A 20709-nucleotide genomic window follows, 5' to 3' on the forward strand; every position below is an offset into this window, starting at 1 on the left:
CTCCGTTGAGAGGATGGGCTCATGGTCGGGCCGCGGATTTCACTCCACGTAGGCGCGGTGACCGATCGTCGTTGGGTGGCCGCGTTGGACTTGCTCGAATCCGGCGAGGCGATAGTAGGCCTCGCCGAACTTGCGCTCTGCTGTGACCCCGCCACCGAGCGAACGCGCCGGAGGCTGCACGTCGAGTTCTCCTGCCCCTTTGACCCACTCAGGGGCGACGGACCGACTCCAGATCGGCTTGGCGGCGTCGCCACCACCGCCTTGACCCGAGCACGTGAGCTCATCGGGGATGCGGTCAAGGCCGACTCCCGCTTCGCCGCCCTGGTTGCCGACTCGGACGTGCTGTACGAGTTCGTGTACGACTACGGGATGGGCACGCTCCTTGTCGCGACCGCGCGGCTAGACGGGCCCTTGACCTGGAAGCAGTGACGGAAGCGGCGATTCGCACGCGTCGCGCGCTGGAGAAGGCCGCTCGCGCTGAGAGTGCGGGTGGAGAGCGAAGAGACCTACTGTGTCCCCCGTGATCGACACCTCTGAGTTTGATCTGGTCGCCGATGGGCCGACCGCGATCGGCGAAGCAGAGTTCAAGCGGATCCAATACCTGCTCCTGGAGTTCCAGCCCGCTCGCCGGGTCCGGATCGCCGACGGTTCACCGACGCGGATTCAGGTCGTTGGCTTCGGTGGCCCGGAGGTAGCGTCGGGGATCCTCGCCAAGGTCGAAGAGATCGCTGGCGCGTCGTTCCACCTGGAGGTGGTCCGGGCAGGTGATCCGAGGTTCGCATGCCCGCGATGCTCGCAGGATAACGTCGATCACTATCGAGTGATCGCAACTGGCGAGCCGCTCAGGGTGTGTCCCGAGTGCGATGCAACGTGGACAGCGGGGCAGCCCCTTGACCGCTCCTCCTTCGTTGATCTAGCGACGTACCTGGTGTCGCAGGGCCTGACCGATGAGGCTTGGGGACTCCTGGAACGGCAGTAGATCCGTCACGCTCAAGCCGCGGCGGTCTCGGGCAATCGCACATGTGCGACACCAACTGCCGCCCGATCCCATGTGCTAACCCATGTGCTACCGACCGTGTAGGTCGGCGTATCCCAAGGATGTCGTTTGCTGTTCCACCGTGCACTTCACGCTCAGTTTGAGCACGAATCGGGGCCTCGGGGGTCCAGGGCGTCGAGTCAACCTTGGCAGTTCAACTCCCCCCTCGCGCACGATCAGCCCCAGGTCTCGACCTGGGGCGGGTGGGCTGCCCGGCAAGGCGGATGCAAGAGATCACCGCCGAGGTCACTGTGACCCGCCTCAACGCCATCACGGCTTGATCACCCCGACCGGGACCTCGAGGTGGTGGGACAGGCTGTCGACGGTCACGAGGCGCTCGACCTGGCGTGTGCGCGCCAACCCGACGTCGTCCTCGTGGACATCCGCATGCCACCGCGGTGCGTCCCGTCGCCCGCTCGGCTGCCGAGACGGGCCACGTCGTGGCCGACCGGGACTCCCCGCAATGGGAGGCGCCCCCGCTCGCGATGCGAGCGGGGGCTTTGGCGCCTGCTTCCGTCCCCCCGGCCGGTAGTAGACCCCCCACAGCCGAACTCGTCCCCCCGGTCGAGCGGCTGATGTAGCTGACGCCGTCCCCGTCGGAGCACAGCGTCACCTGACCATGAAACGACAGAATCCGCGGTTCATGACGCCACCGGCCGTGGTTTTGCGGGATTTCTCAGGAAAAGCCGCTCGGATCACTCGACGACGCGGACTTCCTGGCCTCTTTTGACACTTCTTGGCCGCTGCAACCCCCGGGAAGTGCCAAATCCCCCGCTTCAGCGGGGTTTCCGACAAGCGCCCCGAGATGCCAAGGGGCCGAAATGTGAGGCGCCCCCGCTCGCGATGCGAGCGGGGGCTATGGCGCCTGCTTCCGTCCCCCCGGTCGGTAGCGGACCTCCATCAGCTCTGACATTCCCCCCGGTTGTCAGTGCCGGCTGGTGTGGTGGCTCTCCCCCCGAAGATCCTGGCCACAAAGAGAATTCAACTGGAGATCTTCCGGCGTCGGAAGGGGTTGCCCGAATGTTCTGCGCGACTTGCCAGGAGCCTGGCAAATCAGTCCCGCAGCCGCCGGACGAGGGGCCCGACGGGCCAGCTGGCGAGGTCGTGGCAGGCGACCACGGGCTGGACGCCGCGGATCGAGCTGGTGGTGAAGACCTCGGCGGCCGTGGTCAGCTCCTCGACCGCGACCGGGCGCTCGTCCACGGGCACGCCCTCCGACCGGAGCCGGGCGAGCACCCGCGCCCGGACGGTGCCCGGGAGGATGCGTCCGTCGAGCGCGGGCGTGACGACGCGACCGCCGAGCACGGCGAAGACGGTCGCGCTGCCGCACTCGAGCGCCCATCCGTCGTCCACCACCAGCACGTCGTCGGCGCCCTCGGGGTCACGGACGGCCCGACGGTCGGACCACTTGTGGTCGCCGAGCCCACCGGGAAGCTCGCGTGCGACCAGCGTCCGTGGGGAGAGCCCGGGCACCGAGATCGCGGTGGCCTCGGCCTGCCAGGCCCGACCCTCGGGGGAGTACGACGTGCGCAGCCGCGCCGTCCCGAGCCCCGCCGCGCCCGCGGCGATCCGCCGCGACAGGTCCTCGACGTCCACGGAGGCGTCGTAGACCTCACTCACCGACGCGGCCAGCCTGCGCACGTGCGCGTCGAGGTCGACAGCCCGCCCGTCGCGCACCAGGAGCGTGTCGAACACGCCGTACGCCGGGTCGGGCCGCATGTGCGCGACGGTACCGGCGGTCATACTGGCGCGCATGGCGCAGCGACGCGACGGGTTCCGGTGGGGTCGGCTCGTCACCGTCGTGGTGGCCCTGCTGGTGATCAACGTGCCGTTAGCCGTCCACGAGTGGGAGCTCCACCGCGCGGTGACCGACGGCGTCCTGGTCACGGCCACCGTCACCGGGGTCCGCCAGGACGGCGGCGACTTCGACGTCTCGTTCAGGCTGCCCAAGAGCGTCGACGCCGACCGGACCGGCCACACGGTGAAGGTCGAGCAGTCGGTCGGCGAGGAGGCAGCGCGGACCAAGCAGCTGCCCGTGCGCGTGCTGAAGGGCAGCCCGCAGGTCTTCCACGTCGACGGGCAGGTCCGCTCCTGGACGCCGCTCCTGGTGACGCTGGTCGCCGACGCGCTGATCGGCCTGATGCTGCTGCTGACCTGGCGTCGGGGCCGGCTGGTCCGGCGTCCCACCCTGGTCGGGATCGCCCTGGAGGACGTGCGGGCCGGCGACGATGGCTCGCTGCTGGACCGGCAGGAGGACGACACCTATGTCGTCAACGGCGAGGTCACCAGCACGGGGCCGACCACGCTGGTCGTGGCCCTGCGTGACCGCGATGTCGAGATCCAGCTGCGCGACCACACCAACCCGGTCGCGGTCGGCGAGCGCGCACGGGTGCGCACCCACCTGGTGGGCTGATGGTCCAGAAGGTCGTCGACACCCTGCTCGACGTGCCGCCTTGGATCGCGCTGCTGATCATCGTCGCGGTGGTCTTCGGCGAGGCCGCGCTGCTCTTCGGCTTCGTGCTGCCCGGCGAGACGGCGGTGGTGTACGGCGGAGTGCTCGCCGACGCCGGGAAGGTCTCGGTCGTGCTGGTCCTCGCCCTGGTCGTGGTCGCGGCCGTGGCCGGAGACAGCGTCGGCTTCGAGGTCGGACGAGCGCTCGGACCACGCCTGGTCCGGGCGCCGGTGCTGCGCAACCACGTCGAGCGCGTCGAGCTGGCCCAGGCCTACCTGCGTCGCCGGGGCGGGCGCGCCGTCGTGATGGGGAGGTTCACGGCGTTCCTGCGTGCCGTGATGCCGGGGCTGGCCGGGGCCAGCCGGATGGAGTACCGCAGGTTCCTGGTCTTCAACGTGATCGGGGGCGTCATCTGGGCCACGGCCTGCGTGCTGCTGGGCTTCTTCGCCGCCCACTCCATCGGTCGGATCACCCACGCCCTCGGGGTGACCAGCGCCGTGATCGTCGTGGTGATCGTGGTCGGCGTGCTGTGGGCCTGGCACCGTCGCTCGCGCGAGGCCTGACCCCGCAGACCCCACGCACGCCCCGGCTAGGGTGAGGGTCATGTCGGCCACCCCGTCGTCGTACTCCATCACGATGCGACTGCACACCGCGCCCGACCACGGAGTCGTCGGTGCTGTCGCGACGGCGATCGCGAAGGCCGGCGGCATCGTCACCGCCATCGACGTCGCGGACTCCAGCCACGAGCGTCTCGTCGTCGACGTCACCTGCTCGGCGGCCGACGCCGACCACGCCGAGGTGGTCGTCGGAGCCGTCCGCGAGGTGCCGGGCGTCGAGGTCCACAAGGTCAGCGACCGCACCTTCCTGCTCCACATCGGGGGCAAGATCGAGGTGAACTCGAAGGTGCCGCTGCGCACCCGCGACGACCTCTCGATGGCCTACACCCCGGGTGTCGGCCGGGTCAGCATGGCGCTGGCCAAGAACCCCGAGGACGTCCGCCGGCTGACCATCAAGGGCAACTCCGTGGCCGTGGTCACCGACGGATCCGCGGTCCTCGGGCTCGGCAACATCGGGCCCGGCGCGGCCCTGCCGGTGATGGAGGGCAAGGCGGCGCTCTTCAAGCGGTTCGCCGACATCGACGCCTGGCCGATCTGCCTGGACACCCAGGACACCGACGAGATCGTGCAAGCGGTCGAGTGGATCGCGCCGGGCTTCGGCGGCATCAACCTGGAGGACATCGCGGCCCCGCGCTGCTTCGAGGTCGAGCGCCGGCTGCGGGAGAGCCTGGACATCCCGGTGTTCCACGACGACCAGCACGGTACGGCGATCGTCGTGCTGGCCGCGCTGACCAATGCGATGCGGTGCGTGGGCAAGCGGCTGTCGGAGGTGCGGATCGTGGTCGCGGGAGCCGGCGCCGCCGGATCGGCGATCGTCTCGCTGCTCCTGGCCGGGGGAGCGGGCGACGTCGTGGTCTGCGACAAGGAGGGCATCCTGTCCGCCGACGACGAGACCCTGAGCCCGGCGATGGCCGAGCTGGCCACCCGCACCAACGCCTCGCGGCTGCGGGGCGACCTCCACGACGCCCTGCGCGGCTCCGACGTCTTCATCGGCGTGAGCGCACCGGGCACCCTGCCCGCCGAGTGGATCGGCGACATGGCCGACAAGGCCGTCGTCTTCGCCCTGGCCAACCCCGATCCCGAGGTCGACCCTGCCGACGCCGAGCGCTACGCCGCCGTCGTGGCCAGCGGCCGCTCCGACTTCCCCAACCAGATCAACAACGTCCTGGCGTTCCCCGGCGTCTTCCGCGGGCTGCTCGACGCCCGGGCGCGCGAGATCACCACCGAGATGCTGCTGAAGGCGGCCCAGGCGATCGCGCACGTCGTCAAGGACGACGAGCTCAACCCCAACTTCATCATCCCGACCGTGTTCCATCCCGACGTGCCGAAGGCCGTCGCCGCCGCCATCCGAGGAGCTGACACGTGAGCGAACCCACCACCCTGGCCGACTTCCACGCGACCACGATCGACGGGAAGGACGAGGACCTCGCGACCTTCGTGGGCGACGTGGTGCTGGTGGTCAACACCGCCAGCGAGTGCGGCTTCACCCCGCAGTACCAGGGCCTCCAGGAGCTCTACAACGCCTACGGCGACCGAGGCTTCGCCGTGCTCGGCTTCCCGTGCGACCAGTTCGGCCACCAGGAGCCGGGCACCGAGGAGGAGATCGCCGGCTTCTGCGAGCGCACCTACGGCGTGACCTTCCCGATGTTCGCCAAGATCGACGTCAACGGCGCCGACACCCATCCGCTCTACTCCTGGCTCAAGGACGAGAAGCGCGGCCTGATCGGTGGTGCCATCAAGTGGAACTTCACCAAGTTCCTGCTCGACCGCGAGGGCAACGTCGTCGACCGGTTCGCCCCGCAGAAGACGCCGGCCGACCTGACCGACGACATCGAGCGGCTGCTCGGGTCCTGACCCCTTGCGCAGCCGGGCCGCGCTACTCCCTGGCCTCGGTGGCGTAGAGCGCGGCGCCGACGATGCCCGCGGCGTTGCGCAGCTTGGCCGCGACGATCTGGGTCTCGATGTCGATCAACGGCAGGAACTGGTCGGCCTTCTTGCTGACGCCACCGCCGACCACGAACAGCTCGGGCGAGAACAGCTGCTCGAGCTTGCGGTAGTACGTCGTCAGCCTCTTGGCCCAGTCGTGCCACGACAGGTCCTCGCGCTCGCGGACGCTGGACGCCGCCCGACGCTCGGCGTCGTGGCCGTCGACCTCGAGATGGCCGAGCTCGGAGTTGGGCACCAGCACGCCGTCGTAGACCAGCGCCGACCCGATGCCGGTGCCCAGGGTCGTCACGATGACGAGCCCGCGGTGGCCCTCGGCCGCGCCGTACCGCACCTCGGCGAGCCCGGCCGCGTCGGCGTCGTTGACGACATGGACGTCGCGTCCGGTCTTCGCGGTGATCAGCTGGTCGACGTCCTCGCCGATCCAGTGCTTGTCGATGTTCGCCGCGGAGTGCACCACGCCCTTGACCACGACCCCGGGCACGGTCACCCCGACCGGCCCGTCGGAGGACTCGAACTTGCCGAGGAGCTCGGCGAAGACCTCCGCGACCGCGTCCGGTGTCGACGGATGCGGGGTGTCGATGCGAACCCGGTCCTGGGCGAACTCGCCCTTCTCGAGGTCGACCGGCGCTCCCTTGATGCCCGTGCCGCCGAAGTCGATACCGAACGGCAGGCCCGATCCCTTCCCACTCATGGGGCCAATCTCCCCGGCTCGGACGCTGGGAGCAACCTCGCGATATGTCCGGACCCCTGCGCCGGCCCTTCCTAGACTGGCTCGGGTGAGCAGCGCCGGAACGATCGAGTACTCCTCCACCGTCGGTCGCGGGGTGGTCCTCGCGGCGGTGCTGGGCTCGGGGATGGCGATGCTCGACGGGACCGTGGTCAACGTCGCGCTCAAGACGATCGGCAAGGACCTCGGCGCCTCGCTGGCCCAGCTCCAGTGGATCACCAACGGGTACCTGCTGCTGCTGGCGAGCCTGATCCTGCTGGGCGGCGCACTGGGTGACCGGCTGGGACGGCGGCGGGTGTTCCTGGTCGGCGTCGTGTGGTTCGCGGTGGCGTCGGTGCTGTGCGGCCTCGCTCCCGACCCCACGCTGCTGATCGCGGCGCGGGTCCTCCAGGGGATCGGCGGGGCGCTGCTGACCCCGGGCAGCCTGGCGATCATCGAGGCGGTGTTCGCCCGCGCCGACCGTGGGCGCGCCATCGGCGCCTGGTCGGGGCTCGGCAGCATCGCGGCGGCGATCGGTCCGTTCCTCGGTGGCGGCCTGGTCGAGTACGCCAGCTGGCGCTGGATCTTCCTGATCAACGCACCGCTCGCCGCGGTCACGGTGGTCGTGGCCCTGAGGTACGTCCCGGAGACGAGGGCGGAGTCCGACGGCCCCTTCGACGCCCTCGGCGCAGCGCTGGCGGCGGTGTTCCTGGGCGGGCTGACCTACTGGCTGATCGAGTGGCGGACGACCTATGCCCTGCTCGCCCTCGTGGTCGGGGTCGTCGCGGGCGTGGCGTTCCTGGTCGTGGAGCATCGCTCGGCGCACCCGATGATGCCGCTGAGCATGTTCTCCTCCCGCAACTTCAGCGCCGCCAACGCGATGACGCTGCTGGTCTACGCGGCGCTCGGCGCGATCCTGTTCTTCCTGGTCATCGACCTCCAGACCGTGCTGGGGTACGGCGCGCTGAAGGCGGGCCTGGCGACCCTTCCGCTGACCGTGGTCATGCTGCTGCTGGCCGCACGCGGCGGACAGCTGGGAGCCCGGATCGGCCCGCGGATCCCGATGACCCTGGGTCCCCTGGTGATGGCGGCCGGGGTGCTGTGGCTGTCGCGGGTCGACGCGGGCACGTCGTACTGGACCGGCGTGCTGCCCCCCGTCGTCGTGTTCGGGCTCGGGCTCTCGCTGATGGTGGCGCCGCTGACCATGACCGTGCTCGCGGCCGCCCCCGAGGACCGCACCGGCATCGCCAGCGGCGTCAACAACGCCGTGGCCCGCGCGGGGTCGCTGCTGGCGGTGGCCGCACTGCCGGTGGCGGTCGGGCTGTCGGGCGACGAGTATGCGGACCCCGGCGTCTTCGACGACGCCTACGGGAAGGCGATGGTGATCTGCGCGGTGCTGCTCGCCCTCGGCGGCGTGGTCTCCTGGCTGACGATCACCCACGGACCGGTGAGCTCGGCCCCCACGAGCGCGAACTAGCCCGAACCAGCCCGAACCAGCCCCAACCAGCCCCAACTAGCCTTGGCCCCCATGGAGGCCGGGGGACGCACGCGGGCCAGCGTGATCGGGTGCGTCGCGGGTCTGCTGCTCACCTCCTGCGGTGCGGGCTCGTCGGGCTCGCACCCCATGGCGGTCGGCTCGACGACCTCGCCCACGACCGGACCAACCACCTCGCCCACGACCGGAGCCACAACCTCCGCGCCGCCGGGCGTCGGGCCGCACGCGATGGCGCGACCGGGCCCGTTCCAGGCGCCGCTGCGCACCGCCGACGTGATGGTCCTGCGGCAGCAGCCGATCACCGACGCGATGATGCGCCGCGTCCGGCACCTCGCCGGCGTCGCCGACGTGCTGCGCTTCAGCTGGGCGCAGGTCAGCATCCAGGACCACGCCGTCAACGTCGCGGCGGTCGACCCCGCGACGTACCGCAGCTTCACCAGCTACCGGGTCGCGGCCTTCCAGCCCGAGTGGAACCGGGTCGCCGACGGCGAGCTCGCGCTGCGGGCGAGCTTCCGCCGGCAGGTGGACAGGTCCGGCTACGTCCGGCTCGGCGCCCGAGCCGGTGCGCCGCGGGTCCACGTCGGTGCCTACTCGCCGCAGGTCCCGCAGGTCGACGCCGTGGTCAACCAGACCTGGGCCAAGACCCTCGGCATGCCGCGGGGCAACGCCCTGCTGATCTCCACCGGAGACCGCACCCCGAACGCCGTGCGGTCGCCGATCCAGCAGATCGTGGGACACGACGCGTCGGTGCAACGGCTCGACGTCGCCGCCCGGCTCGGGCTCGACCCGCACGCCGTCCAGGCCGCGATCCTGGTCGGCGGCGCTGCCGCCGCGGTCGGCACCTACAGCTACACCGTGCTGGGCGGAGGCCGGATCCAGCCGCAGGCGTCGTGGGTGGCCGCCCACATCTCGACCCGGACGATGCCGATCGTGGGCCCGATGACCTGCAACACCGCGATGTTCCCCCAGCTGCGGGCGGCGTTGGAGGAGATCGCCGCCGACGGGCTGTCGTCGGCCATCCATCCGCAGCAGTACGGCGGGTGCTTCGTGCCGCGGTTCATCGCCGGCACGACGACCCTGTCCAACCACGCCTTCGGTCTGGCCTTCGACCTCAACGTGCCGGAGAACGAGCGCGGCACCGTGGGCCGGATGAACCGGCAGGTCGTCGGCATCTTCGAGAAGTGGGGCTTCACCTGGGGCGGGACCTGGGGGTTCACCGACCCCATGCACTTCGAGCTGAACCGGATCGTGCATCCGGCCACGTAGGCTCTGGCGGGTGAGCACGCTGGATGACGCCCGCGAGGGCATGGACCTGTCGGTACGCCCCCAGGACGACCTGTTCGGCCACGTCAACGGCCGGTGGCTGGAGACGGTGGTGATCCCCGACGACAAGGGCGGATGGGGGCCGTTCATGATGCTCGCCGACGCCGCCGAGGCGCAGGTGCGGGTCATCATCGAGGAGCTGGCCGAGGACGTCGCCGAGGGGCGGCGGGGGCTCGACGGCGACCCGGCCCGGATCGCCCATCTGTACGCGTCGTTCATGGACGAGGCCACCGTCGACGCGCTGGGGACCCAGCCGATCCAGCCACTGCTGGACGCGGTGGCCGGGCTGCGCGACGTCCGCGACCTCGCGGCGTTCCTGGGCGAGCTGGAGCAGGTCGGCGGCAGCGGCGCGTTCGGCGTCTACGTCGACACCGACGCCAAGGACTCCGAGCGTTCCCTGCTCAACCTCGTCCAGGGCGGCCTGGGGCTGCCCGACGAGTCGTACTACCGCGACGAGAAGTTCGCCGAGATCCGGGAGAAGTACGCCGCGTTCCTGACCACGATGTTCGGCCTCGTCGGGCGTGCCGACGCCGCCGCCGACGCGGCGACCGTGCTGGCGCTGGAGACGCGCCTGGCCCAGGGGCACTGGGAGCGCGCGGCCACCCGCGACGTCGACAAGACCTACAACCTGCTCACCCGGGCCGAGCTCGAGGCCCTGTGCCCGGCGTTCGACTGGGAGGCCTTCGTCCGCAATCTCGGGGGCCCGGTGGAGTCGATCGCCGAGGTCTGCGTGCGCCAGCCCTCCTACCTCGAGCACCTGTCGACGGCGCTCGCCGAGGTGCCGATCGAGCAGTGGCAGGTGTGGCTGACCCTGCGCGTCGTTCGGATGGCCGCGCCGTACCTCCCGGCGGCCTTCGTCGAGGCGAACTTCGACTTCTACGGACGCACCCTGAGCGGCACCCCGCAGCTGCGCGAGCGCTGGAAGCGCGCGGTCGCGGTCGTCGAGGGCTCGGTGGGCGAGGCGGTCGGGCGCGAGTACGTCACCCGGCACTTCCCGCCGGAGTCCAAGGCGATGATGGAGGAGCTGGTCGGCAACCTCCTGCGCGCCTATCGCGAGTCCATCTCGAAGCTGGACTGGATGAGCGAGGAGACCAAGCAGCGCGCCTACGCCAAGCTGGACATGTTCCGCTCCAAGATCGGCTACCCCGACGAGTTCCGCGACTACTCCGAGCTCGCGTTCTCCCCGGTGGACCTGCTCGGCAACGTGCTCTCGGCCAACGCGTTCGAGACCCGCCGTCAGCTGGCCAAGATCGGGTCGCCGGTCGACCGCGGCGAGTGGCTGATGCTGCCGCAGGAGGTCAACGCCTACTACCGCCCGGGGATGAACGAGATCTGCTTCCCGGCCGCGATCCTCCAGAGGCCGTTCTTCTCACCCGAGGCCGAGCCCAGCGAGAACTACGGCGGCATCGGCGCGGTCATCGGCCACGAGGTCGGGCACGGCTTCGACGACCAGGGGGCGAAGTACGACGGCTCCGGCAACCTCCAGGACTGGTGGGAGCCGGAGGACAAGGAGCGGTTCCGGGCCAAGCAGCAGGCCCTGATCGCGCAGTACGACGCGTTTGAGCCGCGGGCCCTGCCGGGCGAGCACGTGAACGGCGAGCTGACGGTCGGCGAGAACATCGGCGACCTCGGGGGTCTCACGATCGCGCTGGCGGCCTACGTCATCGCCCGGGACGGCGACGTGAGCACCGAGGACGTGAAGAGGCTGTTTCTCAACTGGGGGTTCGTCTGGCGCACCAAGCGCCGCAAGGAGCTCGACCAGCAGTACCTCACCATCGACCCGCACAGCCCTCCGGAGTTCCGCGCGAACGTCGTGCGCAACCTCGACGAGTTCCACACGACCTTCGCCACCGAGCCCGGTGACGGGATGTGGCTCGACCCCGAGGCCCGCGTCCGGATCTGGTGAGCCACCGCCTGCGCTTCGACTGGGGTCCGACGGGGGCCCGCGCCCTCGTGGCGGACGCCGAGCCCGGTGACGTGGCCGTCGTCGTCGACGTGCTGTCGTTCACCACGACGCTCTCGGTGGCCGTGGACCTCGGCATCGCCGTCTACCCGTTCCCGTGGGCAGCGGCGGAGGCCCCGGCGTACGCCGAGGCGCGCGACGCGGTGCTCGCCCGTGGCCGCCGGGAGGGCCTGGCGCGTGGCGAGGTCAGCCTGTCGCCGGCGTCGTTCGACTCGGCCTCGGGGATGGAGCGGGTCGTGCTGCCGTCGCCGAACGGGTCCTCGATCGCGTTCGCCCTGGCCGACGCCCGGGTTGCCGTGGTCGGGGCCTGCCTGCGCAACGCGGCCGCGGTGGGTGCCTGGCTCGCCGACACCACCGGACGGGTCAGCGTGGTGGCGGCCGGCGAGCGATGGCCGGACGGGTCGTTGCGCCCGGCGGTCGAGGACCTCTGGGGCGCGGGCGCGGTCCTGGCCGAGCTGGACCTGGCCGGGGCCGGCCCCGAGGCACGGATGGCCGTCGCCGCGTACGACGCCGTCCGCGACGAGGTGGCGGCGGCGCTGCCGGCCAGTGTCAGCGGCCGTGAGCTGGTCGACGGCGGCTTCGGGCGGGACGTCGAGATCGCGGGGGCCGTGGGCGCCTCGACGGTCGTGCCGGTGCTGCGCGGGGAGGCCTTCGGTGCCGCCGGTCAGCCGACGTAGAGCTTGCAGGCCTTGCCCTGGAGGGCGTGCCAGGTGGGAGGGCTCACGATCCCGCTCTGGCGGAGGCTGTCCAAGCCCTGGAACGTCCGGACCTGGCTGATGGTGGCCGCGTCGTAGAGCCCGGTCTCGGTGTCGTGGGGGTTCAGCTTCAGGGTGTAGAGCAGCTTCTGGAGCCCCCGGACGAAGATGCCGTCGCGGGCGGTCACGTCCATCCCCGGCCGCAGCAGCGGCAGCGAGACGTAGTCGAGGTAGCACAGGCACTGCACGGGTGCGGTGGCGCCGTTCTGGAGCTTGGTGACCACGTCGCCGCGATGGGCCACCGTCATCCGGGCCTGGCAGGCCTGGCTCACCGAGGTGTAGGGCCCGAGGTAGGCGGCGTACCCGTGGGCCGTTGCGTTCTGCTTCCAGACGGTAGGGCACGAACCGGCGATCTCGAGATAGCGGGTGTGGTCGGGATCCTCGGCGACCGCCGAGGCCAGGGCGGCCTGCGACCTGCTGGCCATCGTGACCAGCACGCTCTGCCCGGTGCAGGCCTGGTCGACCAACGAGACCCCGAGACCCAGCGGGTCGTGGACCGCGTGCGTGCGGTCGAGCAGGCTGCCGCTGACGACGCCACCGACGATGCCCAGGACCGCCGAGACGGTCAGGGCCAGGAGTCGGTTGGCGCTCACACCACCATGGTCGCAGGGTCGACCTGGCTCTCGGCCGGGCGACGCGGCAGGAAGAAGGCCGGCACCAGACACAGCCCCACCAGCACCGTCGCCACGAGGTACACCCCGCCGAACGACTGGCCCATGAAGTGCAGCCCCTGAGCGGTCAGGGCGTGGGCCTGGCTCTCGGACAGGTGCAGCTGGCCGGGAGTCGCGCCGTTCTGGAGGGCGAGCGTCGGCCCGACCGTCGACCTATGGTTGTTGTAGGCGCTGGTCAACAGCACCGAGAACAGCGCCGTCCCCATCGAGATGGCGATCTGCTGGGTGATGTTCATCAGCGTGGAGCCCCGGGCGACGTCGTTGCTCTTCAGGCTGGCCAGCGCGGCGGTGAACACCGGCATCATCGTCGAGCCCATGCCCAGCCCCATCACCACGAACGCGGTGATGATGTAGGTGTAGGACGTCTTGTCGTCGATCGGCACCATCATCGCCATGCCCACCGTGTCGAGCACCAGGCCGGTGAGCACCACCTTGCCGGGGCCGATCTTGTCGGCCAGGAAGCCTGCGATCGGCATGGTGGCCATGGCCCCGAAGCCCTGCGGCGCGACCAGCCAGCCCGACATCAACGGCGACTCGCCGCGGACCTGCTGGAAGTAGAGGGTGAAGAGCAGGGAGGCGCCGAAGAACGCCATCGCGAACAGCGTCATCGTCACCACCGCGACGGTCATGTAGCGGTTGGTGAACAGCCGGAGCTGGACCAGGGGGTGGATGTTGTGGCGGCGCAGCGCCCAGGGCACGAACGCGACGACCAGGGCGAGGCCGACGACGCTGGTGATGACCACCTGGCCGGTGAACATCGTGCCGTGCTGCTGCTTGGCGGCCGGGATCGAGCTCACGCCGTAGAGGAAGAGGGCCAGGCCAGGAGAGAGCAGCAGCATCCCGACGAAGTCGAAGCTCTCCGAGGGATGCACCTCGTCGCGGTCGAGCACCCGCCAGGCGTAGACCGCCGCGATGACGCCGATCGGGACGTTGATCAGGAAGATCCAGTGCCACGAGGCGACGTCGATCAGCCAGCCGCCCAGGATCGGGCCGAAGATCGGGCCCAGGAGCATCGGCACGCCGAGGATGGCCATCACCCGGCCCAGGCGCTCGGGCCCGGCCGCCCGGGTCAAGATGGTCATGCCGAGCGGCATCAGCATGCCGCCGCCCAGGCCCTGGAGGACCCGGAACGTCACCAGCATCTCGAGGTTGGTCGCCGTCGAGCACAGCGCGGAGCCAGCCGTGAAGAGCACGATCGCGATGATGTAGAGGCGCTTGGTGCCGAACCGGTCGGCGGCCCATCCCGTCAGCGGGATCACCGTGGCCAGGGCCAGGGTGTAGCCGGTCGCCGTCCAGGCGACCTGGGCCTGGGTCTTGGCGAAGATGTCCTGGAAGGTGCGCTGCGCGACCGCCACGACGGTGATGTCGAGGATCGACATGATCGCGCCGAGCACGACGACACCGGCCACGACCATCACGCGCGCGTCGAGCTTGCCGTCGTTGGTCGCGGTGGCGCCGCCGCCGGCCTGGCTCTCGATCTCTGTGCTCATCTGACTCCCCTGTACGTGTGTCTGGTGTCGAGCCTAGGGACTACCGCCGACAACCGGCGAGCCGATGGCGGCGTTCTCGCTCTCGGGTTGACGCACGGGGGCGTCCGGACGTGACACGTCGGTGCTGATCTGGTCGCGCAGGAGGAGCGCGATGTAGGCCGCCGCGACGGCGGTGACGACGGCCATGATCGCGAAGATCTGGCGGTAGCTGAGGAGGACGACCAGGAGTGAGCCGAGCGCCAGGGAGATCGCCTGCGGCGTCGCCATCACGACCTCGATCGCGGCCGAGACCCGGCCCATGATGACCTGGGGGGTACGGCGCTGGACCAGCGTCATCAGCGAGACCGTGATCACCGGCAGCGCGGCCCCGAACACCGCGGCACTCACGCAGACGACCACGAAGCTGTGGGTCCAGCCCATCACGGCGATGCCGACGACGAGCAGTGCGAGCCCGGCCACGCAGGTGGCCACCTCGCCGAGGCGCTTGACGACCGCGCTCGAGCACAGGCCGCCTGCGACCGCGCCCACTCCCTGGACCGAGACGATCACCGAGACGTAGGTCGGCGGCTTGCCGAACGCGTCGAGGAGCGCGTAGATCGCGGACTCGGTGAAGCCCAGGACCAGGATGCACACCGCGAAGCCGACGAGCACGTGCTTGAGGACCCGCTCACCGGCCAGGTGCCGCAGGCCCGCCGTCAGCTGCGCCCACAGGTGGGTCGTCTCGGCCTCCGGCCGCTCCTCGGACAGGGTCAGGGTGGAGATGACCAGGGCGGCGGCGAAGAAGGACGCGGCGTCCACGACCGCCACCGCCCAGCCGCCGAGCCAGGTGAACAGCAGCGCTCCGAGCAGCGGCCCGAACAGCCGGAAGGACTCCTTGGTGGTCTGGAGGGAGGCGTTGGCGTCGACCAGGGCCTCGTCGGGCATCAGCTCCTTGAGCAGCCCGTTGAGCCCGGCGGGCAGCACGATGAACGACACGCCGTAGCCGGCTGCCACCACCCAGATCAGCCACACCTGCCCCTGGCCGCGGACGAGGACCAGCGGGAGCACCATGAGGCCCGAGACGACATGGCCCCAGACCAGCAGCGGCTTGCGGCGCACGCGGTCGATCCCGATCCCGAGCAGGGGGGCGGCGAAGGCCGGAACGGCCAGGAAGAAGAACGTGAGCCCGGCCTGGGCGTTGGAGCCGGTGATCGTCTTGACCCACATCGACAGCACCAGCAGCATCACCGAGTCGCCGAACGACGACGTCGTCAGCCCGGCGTACAGGCGGCCGAAGCCGGGCTGCCGGAAGGCCCGCCTCACGGGGTCGCCTCGAGCCCGGGCAGCAGCAGCGGCGCCCCCCAGGCCACGAGCTCGCACAGGCGCGATCCCGACGGGCGCTGCGCCGGGTCGGTCAGCCGCGCGGCGTACCGCTCCAGCACGGCGCGGATCTCGAGGTTCAGCGCGTCGAGCTCGTCGGCGGTGAGCCAGCTGGCGTGCTCGCTGCTGGTCGCGGCGTCAGCCCAGTCGACGTCGCCGTCGTCGAGGAGCTGGGACCTGGCCTGGAGATAGCGGGCCACCTGGCGCTGGAGCAGCATCTCCGAGAGCGCGCGACCGGCCCGGCGCTCCCCCGGCGAGGCCTCGACGTCGTCCCACGCCAGCCCCATCTGGCGGACCTGCCACGGGCGCTGCCGCCCGATGCCGCCGCCGGCCTCCTCGACGAAGGCGTGCTCGGCCAGCTTGCGCAGGTGCCACGAGCAGTTGGCGGGGCTCTCGTCGAGCCGGTCGGCCAGCTCGGTCGCCGTCAGCGGACCGTCGACGGTCAGCAGCTCCATGATGCCCAGGCGCACGGGGTGGGCGAGGGCCTGGAGCTCGCGCGGGTCGCTCAGCCGTCGGTACGACGGTCCGGCCGCTGCCGCGTCTCCTTGTCGTGGGTCTCGTGGGGATGCGCCCGCCGCTTCGCCCGCCGCTTCGCCTGGCCCTTGCGTCGCGAGGTCATCGCGCGCTCCCTTCGTGGTCGACACGGGTTGAAAGTATCCTTTCGAAAGGACTCTTGCAACCCGTGCGGACCCCGGTGTCGGTGTCGGTAGATACCGTCGGCAACGACGCGGCGGGGCTGGTGATTCCGCGACGGCGGTTCGCGGCGAGGGGGAGGTGACGCGTGGGCTTCGTGCCACTGACCGGTCCCGCGACCCTGCACGCCGGGGCGCTCCCGCGGGAGTCGACCGTGGAGTTCACCGACGGGGTGGCCGGTCGCCGCACGATCACGCTCCCGATCCGGGCGGCCCTGCCGGTGCTCGCGAAGGCACGGACGTCGGCCGAGGCGCACCCCTCGGTCGCGCTGCTCGCGGCGGCGTCCCTGGTGGGGATGCGGTTCGTGGCGGCCGGCAAGTTCGAGCCGCGCGACGGCTCCTGGCGTCCGGCCGGGCTCGACCCCGAGGACGACGACCGGCTCCGCAGGCTCGCCGCGTCCCGGGCGTACGACGGCGTGTCTGCCGACCTCGCGGAGACCGTCGTTCGCCGGGTGGTGGAGGCGGTGGTCGACACCATGCCCCGCACTGCGCCGGCCCCGCATCAGCCGCAGTCGGCCGAGCCGTTCGCCAGCCGCCTCCAGGGCCTCGTGGCCCGGCATGCGCAGGCGCGCACCGACCTGCCCCAGCTGGTGACGCTCTCGCTGCGTGTGGAGGCCGACGAGGGGGAGCTGGTCGCGGGCGCCTGCCGGCTCGTGCTCCAGGTGCACGACGAGCTCGATCCCGTGCACGTGTGCGACGCGGCGAGCCTGTGGGCCGACCCGCCGTCGGTGCACGGCTTCGGCGACCGTGCGCGCACCCACACCGTCCTGGCGCTGCGCGACGCGGCGTCGGTCTGGTCTCCCCTCGAGCGTCTGCTCGAGCAGCGCGTCCCCGACGAGCTCAGGCTCGAGACCGACGACCTGGTCGGCCTGCTCGAGGACGGCGTGGCGGCGCTGCGCGCGGCGGGGGTCGACGTGCTCTGGCCGCGCAGCCTGGGTCGCGACCTCCGGGTCACCGCCACGCTCGACCGCGCGCCGGGCCGACGCGACGGCCAGCTGGTCGAGGGCGTGTTGAGCGGCGACGCGCTGTTCACCTTCAACTGGCAGGTCGCGCTCCGCGGCGAGCCCCTCACCGACGAGGAGATGGACCGGCTCGCCCGCGCCTCGTCCCCGATGCTCAGGCTGCGCGGGGGCTGGACCGTCGTCGACCCGGCGGTCGCCCGCAAGGCGCGCAAGCGGCTGATCCGCACGGTCCCGGCCGCGCAGGCGGTGGCCGCGGCGCTGACCGGGGTGGTGGAGGTGGAGGACGCCCCGGCCGAGGTCGTGGTGGGAGCCAGCGTGCTCCGGGTCCGCCAGCAGCTGCTCGGTGCGGCCACCGCGGAGCCGCTCCCGGCCCCGCCGGGGCTGGCGGCGACCCTGCGCGACTACCAGCGGCACGGCTTCACCTGGCTGGACACCCTCACCTCGCTGGGACTGGGGGCCTGCCTGGCCGACGACATGGGGCTGGGCAAGACCGTGACCCTGATCGCGCTCCATCTCCAGCGCGCGAGCCGCAGGCCAGGACCGACCCTGGTGGTGTGCCCCGCGTCCCTCCTGGGCAACTGGGAGGCCGAGATCCGGAGCTTCGCCCCGGGCGTCGGCGTACGCCGCTTCCACGGCGGCCAGCGCCGGCTCGACGGCCTCGAGGCCACGGCCGAGCGGCCCGACCCCGGCTTCGTGCTGACGACGTACGGCACTCTTCGCCGCGACGCCCCCACCCTCGCGACCGTGGGCTGGGGCCTGGCCGTGGCAGACGAGGCGCAGCACGTCAAGAACGCCCGCTCGGCGACCGCGCGGGCCCTGCGGGCGATCCCGTCGGCCGCCCGCGTCGCCCTCACGGGCACCCCGGTGGAGAACGACCTCACCGAGCTCTGGGCGATCCTCGACTGGGCCACCCCGGGGCTGCTCGGCAGCCGTCAGGCCTTCCGCCGCGTGTGGGCCGCGCCGATCGAGTCCGGGCACGAGCCGACGAAGGCCAAGCAGCTGGCCGCCCTGATCGGCCCGTTCCTGCTTCGTCGCCGCAAGAGCGACCCCGGAATCGCGCCCGAGCTCCCGGACAAGACCGAGACCGACCACCTCCTGGGGCTCACCCGCGAGCAGGTCGTGCTGTACGAGTCGTTCGTCCGCGACACGATGGAGCGGATCCGACGAGCCGACGAGGAGACCCGGCGGGGACTCGTCCTCGCGCTGCTGACGGGGCTCAAGCAGATCTGCAACCACCCCGCGCACTTCCTCAAGCAGTCCGGCGGCCGGTTGGCCGGGCGCTCGGAGAAGCTCGACCTCCTCGACGAGCTGGTCGGGACCGTGCTGGCCGAGGACACCTCGGTGCTGGTCTTCACCCAGTACGTCGCGATGGCCCGGCTGCTGGAGGACCACCTGTCTCGCTCCGGCGTCCCGCACCAGCTGCTGCACGGCGGCACCCCGGTGCGGCGTCGCGAGGCGATGGTGGCGTCGTTCCAGGCCGGCGAGGTGCCGGTGTTCCTGCTGTCGCTCAAGGCCGGGGGGACCGGGCTCAACCTCACCCGCGCCGATCACGTCGTCCACGTCGACCGCTGGTGGAACCCCGCCGTGGAGGACCAGGCGACCGACCGGGCCCATCGGATCGGCCAGACCCGGCCGGTGCAGGTGCACCGGATGGTCACCCAGGGCACCGTCGAGGAGCGGGTCGCCGAGCTCCTGCGCCGCAAGCGGTCGCTCGCCGACGCCGTTCTCGCCCATGGTGAGACCGCCCTGACCGAGCTCGACAACGACGAGCTGCTCGACCTCGTCGCGCTGCGGAGGATGCCGTGAGCAGCGCTGCGACGACCGCGGTGACCTTCTCCCGCATCCCGCCCCGGCGCTCGACCTCCCGGGCGGCGACCTGGTGGGGCCGGGCCTGGGTGCGGGCCGTGGAGGAGGCGTCGTACGCCGAGTCGGACCTGCACGCGGCTCGTCAGCTCTCGCGCAGCGGGACGATCGGGGGGATCACCGTCGGCCGGGGGTCGCTGGTGGCGGAGGTGCACCATCGCGCCGACGTCTGGCCGGTCGGCGCGACGGTTCCCGCGCTCGACGCCGTCAGCCACGGCGCGTTCCTGGGCGTGGTGGCCGGTGAGTCCGGTCATCTCGCGGCACTGATGGCCGGCGAGCTCCCGCACCGGCTGGTCGAGCAGGCCGAGGAGGCCGGTGTCGAGCTGCTGCCCTACGGCGGCGAGCTCGGCGCGGCCTGCCCCTGCGGAGCCTGGGTCGACCCATGTGTCCACGCCCTGGCGGTGATGCTCCAGGTCGCCTGGCTGGTCGACGGCGACCCGTGGGTGCTGCTGCGCCTGCGCGGCCTCACGCCCGATGACCTGGCCCCCGGCCACCCGCAGTCCGATCCGCGGCCGGACGACCTCGCGGTGGCCATGGACGCCGCCGCCCGCGCCGCGCGGGTGCTCGCGCTGGCCGACGACCCGACGACCGAGATCACCCACCTGCTGTGAGCCTGCCACCGAATCCGGTGGAGGACTGTCGGTGCCTGGTGCGAGGGTGTGGTCATGACTGACGCGGGAGACCTCACCACGACCACCTCCACCTACCGACTGCTCGACCGCGGCGGCGAGGTGATCGATGTCGCGGAGCTGCCGACCGACGGCGAGGCACTCGTCTGGCTCGAGGAGGTCAGGCGTCATCGAACGCCGCCGGTGTTCATCCGCCGGATCGAGCGGCGCGACGGCGACGAGTGGACCTACGTCTCGCCCGCGGGGGACGACTCCTAGCCGAGCAGGGCGCCCATCGCCATCCGGCGCAGCACCACGCGCATCGCCTCGTCGGCGATCAGACCGCTGTGCGGCGTCGAGTTGATCAGCCCGAAGGCGGCGTGGGCCATCACCCGCGCTCGGTCGCTGCGCAGGCCCCGGTGGACGCGGCGGAGCTGGGCGGCCCACACCTCGACGTACTCCCGCTGGAGGTGGCGCACCCGCTCGCGCGCGGCCGGCGGCAGCGACTGCCAGTCGCGGTCCTGGACGACGATCAGCGATCGGTGGCGCAGGGCGAAGTCGACATGCCAGGCCACCAGGGAGTCCAGTGCGTCTCGTGGCGACGCTGCGCCGTCGGCGCGGGCACGGCCCTCCTCGAGCAGTCGCTCGCTGATCCCGACCAGCATGGCGGCGAGCACGGCGTCCTTGGAGTCGAAGTGCTTGTAGAGCGCCGGCCCGGTGATGCCGCAGGCCTTCCCGATCTCGGCGACGGACACGCCGTGGAACCCCCG

The 20709-nt window shown here is 71.5% G+C and carries 20 protein-coding genes; 13 read left to right on the forward strand and 7 right to left on the reverse strand.

The window, feature by feature from the left end; genetic code table 11:
• The first annotated feature begins 75 nt into the window (after window positions 1-75).
• On the forward strand, window positions 76-429 hold the full coding sequence (locus VHW64_RS03935) for a hypothetical protein (RefSeq protein WP_329649203.1): 354 nt from the start codon (window positions 76-78) through the stop codon (window positions 427-429).
• A gap of 91 nt (window positions 430-520) precedes the next feature.
• On the forward strand, window positions 521-979 hold the full coding sequence (locus VHW64_RS03940; protein WP_329649204.1) for a hypothetical protein: 459 nt from the start codon (window positions 521-523) through the stop codon (window positions 977-979).
• Between the two features lie 1110 nt (window positions 980-2089).
• Here the strand turns inward: VHW64_RS03940 and VHW64_RS03950 are convergent.
• Entirely contained in the window at window positions 2090-2755 is a 666-nt protein-coding gene (locus VHW64_RS03950) for an aminotransferase class IV (protein ID WP_329649205.1), read from the reverse strand.
• A 34-nt stretch (window positions 2756-2789) separates the two neighbouring features.
• Between VHW64_RS03950 and VHW64_RS03955 the strand changes: the two genes are divergently transcribed.
• The 4 genes from VHW64_RS03955 to VHW64_RS03970 are packed head-to-tail and all read left to right on the forward strand — an operon-like array spanning window position 2790 to window position 5959.
• Window positions 2790-3449 carry a hypothetical protein gene (locus VHW64_RS03955; RefSeq protein WP_329649206.1) on the forward strand — a complete coding sequence of 220 codons (660 nt, stop codon included), beginning with the start codon at window positions 2790-2792 and terminating at the stop codon, window positions 3447-3449.
• Window positions 3449-4051 (forward strand): DedA family protein, encoded by a 603-nt coding sequence (locus VHW64_RS03960; RefSeq protein WP_329649207.1) that lies wholly within the window; start codon window positions 3449-3451, stop codon window positions 4049-4051. Before VHW64_RS03955 ends, VHW64_RS03960 begins: the two co-directional genes overlap by 1 nt.
• 40 nt (window positions 4052-4091) lie before the next feature.
• Entirely contained in the window at window positions 4092-5471 is a 1380-nt protein-coding gene (locus VHW64_RS03965) for an NAD-dependent malic enzyme (protein WP_329649208.1), read from the forward strand.
• The gene (locus VHW64_RS03970) at window positions 5468-5959 is read left to right on the forward strand and encodes a glutathione peroxidase (protein WP_329649209.1); all 492 of its coding nucleotides are present in this window, start codon (window positions 5468-5470) and stop codon (window positions 5957-5959) included. Before VHW64_RS03965 ends, VHW64_RS03970 begins: the two co-directional genes overlap by 4 nt.
• A 22-nt stretch (window positions 5960-5981) precedes the next feature.
• Here VHW64_RS03970 and ppgK read toward each other — a convergent pair whose 3' ends face one another.
• Window positions 5982-6743 (reverse strand): polyphosphate--glucose phosphotransferase, encoded by a 762-nt coding sequence (gene ppgK / locus VHW64_RS03975; RefSeq protein ID WP_329649210.1) that lies wholly within the window; start codon window positions 6741-6743, stop codon window positions 5982-5984.
• Between the two features lie 85 nt (window positions 6744-6828).
• Between ppgK and VHW64_RS03980 the strand changes: the two genes are divergently transcribed.
• From VHW64_RS03980 to VHW64_RS03995, 4 genes are read left to right on the forward strand one after another with little or no spacing between them, the layout of a single operon-like run.
• Complete coding sequence (locus VHW64_RS03980) at window positions 6829-8235, forward strand: MFS transporter (protein ID WP_329649211.1); 1407 nt, start codon at window positions 6829-6831, stop codon at window positions 8233-8235.
• 51 nt (window positions 8236-8286) lie between these two features.
• Window positions 8287-9519: a M15 family metallopeptidase gene (locus tag VHW64_RS03985; RefSeq protein ID WP_329649212.1), complete on the forward strand. Its 1233-nt coding sequence runs from the start codon at window positions 8287-8289 to the stop codon at window positions 9517-9519.
• A gap of 10 nt (window positions 9520-9529) precedes the next feature.
• The gene (locus VHW64_RS03990) at window positions 9530-11482 is read left to right on the forward strand and encodes a M13 family metallopeptidase (protein ID WP_329649213.1); all 1953 of its coding nucleotides are present in this window, start codon (window positions 9530-9532) and stop codon (window positions 11480-11482) included.
• Complete coding sequence (locus VHW64_RS03995; RefSeq protein WP_329649214.1) at window positions 11479-12216, forward strand: 2-phosphosulfolactate phosphatase; 738 nt, start codon at window positions 11479-11481, stop codon at window positions 12214-12216. Before VHW64_RS03990 ends, VHW64_RS03995 begins: the two co-directional genes overlap by 4 nt.
• Here the strand turns inward: VHW64_RS03995 and VHW64_RS04000 are convergent.
• Genes VHW64_RS04000 through VHW64_RS04015 form a run of 4 tightly spaced genes read right to left on the reverse strand, consistent with a single transcriptional unit; the run spans window position 12204 to window position 16458 of the window.
• A complete protein-coding gene (locus VHW64_RS04000) occupies window positions 12204-12887 on the reverse strand; it encodes a peptidoglycan-binding domain-containing protein (protein ID WP_329649215.1) in 684 nt (227 codons plus the stop codon). The two genes, VHW64_RS03995 and VHW64_RS04000, sit on opposite strands and share 13 nt — an antisense overlap.
• Complete coding sequence (locus tag VHW64_RS04005) at window positions 12884-14455, reverse strand: DHA2 family efflux MFS transporter permease subunit (RefSeq protein ID WP_329649216.1); 1572 nt, start codon at window positions 14453-14455, stop codon at window positions 12884-12886. Before VHW64_RS04005 ends, VHW64_RS04000 begins: the two co-directional genes overlap by 4 nt.
• Before the next feature lie 33 nt (window positions 14456-14488).
• A complete protein-coding gene (locus VHW64_RS04010) occupies window positions 14489-15757 on the reverse strand; it encodes an MFS transporter (protein WP_329649217.1) in 1269 nt (422 codons plus the stop codon).
• Window positions 15754-16458 (reverse strand): helix-turn-helix domain-containing protein, encoded by a 705-nt coding sequence (locus tag VHW64_RS04015; protein ID WP_329649218.1) that lies wholly within the window; start codon window positions 16456-16458, stop codon window positions 15754-15756. The genes VHW64_RS04010 and VHW64_RS04015 overlap by 4 nt, the downstream gene beginning before the upstream one ends.
• A gap of 137 nt (window positions 16459-16595) precedes the next feature.
• Between VHW64_RS04015 and VHW64_RS04020 the strand changes: the two genes are divergently transcribed.
• From VHW64_RS04020 to VHW64_RS04030, 3 genes are read left to right on the forward strand one after another with little or no spacing between them, the layout of a single operon-like run.
• Complete coding sequence (locus tag VHW64_RS04020; RefSeq protein WP_329649219.1) at window positions 16596-19274, forward strand: DEAD/DEAH box helicase; 2679 nt, start codon at window positions 16596-16598, stop codon at window positions 19272-19274.
• Entirely contained in the window at window positions 19271-19942 is a 672-nt protein-coding gene (locus VHW64_RS04025; RefSeq protein ID WP_329649220.1) for a hypothetical protein, read from the forward strand. The genes VHW64_RS04020 and VHW64_RS04025 overlap by 4 nt, the downstream gene beginning before the upstream one ends.
• Before the next feature lie 54 nt (window positions 19943-19996).
• Entirely contained in the window at window positions 19997-20218 is a 222-nt protein-coding gene (locus VHW64_RS04030; RefSeq protein ID WP_329649221.1) for a hypothetical protein, read from the forward strand.
• On the opposite strand, the gene VHW64_RS04035 is transcribed toward VHW64_RS04030, so the two are convergent.
• A partial coding sequence (locus VHW64_RS04035) for a TetR/AcrR family transcriptional regulator (protein ID WP_329649222.1) occupies window positions 20215-20709 on the reverse strand: 495 nt, incomplete at its 5' end. The two genes, VHW64_RS04030 and VHW64_RS04035, sit on opposite strands and share 4 nt — an antisense overlap.

Source organism: Nocardioides sp. (assembly GCF_036267815.1).
GTDB lineage: Bacteria > Actinomycetota > Actinomycetes > Propionibacteriales > Nocardioidaceae > Nocardioides.

Bases quoted from the DNA above. Each gene is read 5' to 3' on its own strand.
- VHW64_RS03955 (WP_329649206.1), top strand. From the start codon at position 2,790: ATGGCGCAGCGACGCGACGGGTTCCGGTGGGGTCGGCTCGTCACCGTC.
- VHW64_RS03960 (WP_329649207.1), top strand. From the start codon at position 3,449: ATGGTCCAGAAGGTCGTCGACACCCTGCTCGACGTGCCGCCTTGGATC.
- VHW64_RS04005 (WP_329649216.1), bottom strand. From the start codon at position 14,455: ATGAGCACAGAGATCGAGAGCCAGGCCGGCGGCGGCGCCACCGCGACC.
- VHW64_RS03965 (WP_329649208.1), top strand. From the start codon at position 4,092: ATGTCGGCCACCCCGTCGTCGTACTCCATCACGATGCGACTGCACACC.
- VHW64_RS03985 (WP_329649212.1), top strand. From the start codon at position 8,287: ATGGAGGCCGGGGGACGCACGCGGGCCAGCGTGATCGGGTGCGTCGCG.
- VHW64_RS03950 (WP_329649205.1), bottom strand. From the start codon at position 2,755: ATGCGGCCCGACCCGGCGTACGGCGTGTTCGACACGCTCCTGGTGCGC.
- ppgK (WP_329649210.1), bottom strand. From the start codon at position 6,743: ATGAGTGGGAAGGGATCGGGCCTGCCGTTCGGTATCGACTTCGGCGGC.
- VHW64_RS04030 (WP_329649221.1), top strand. From the start codon at position 19,997: ATGACTGACGCGGGAGACCTCACCACGACCACCTCCACCTACCGACTG.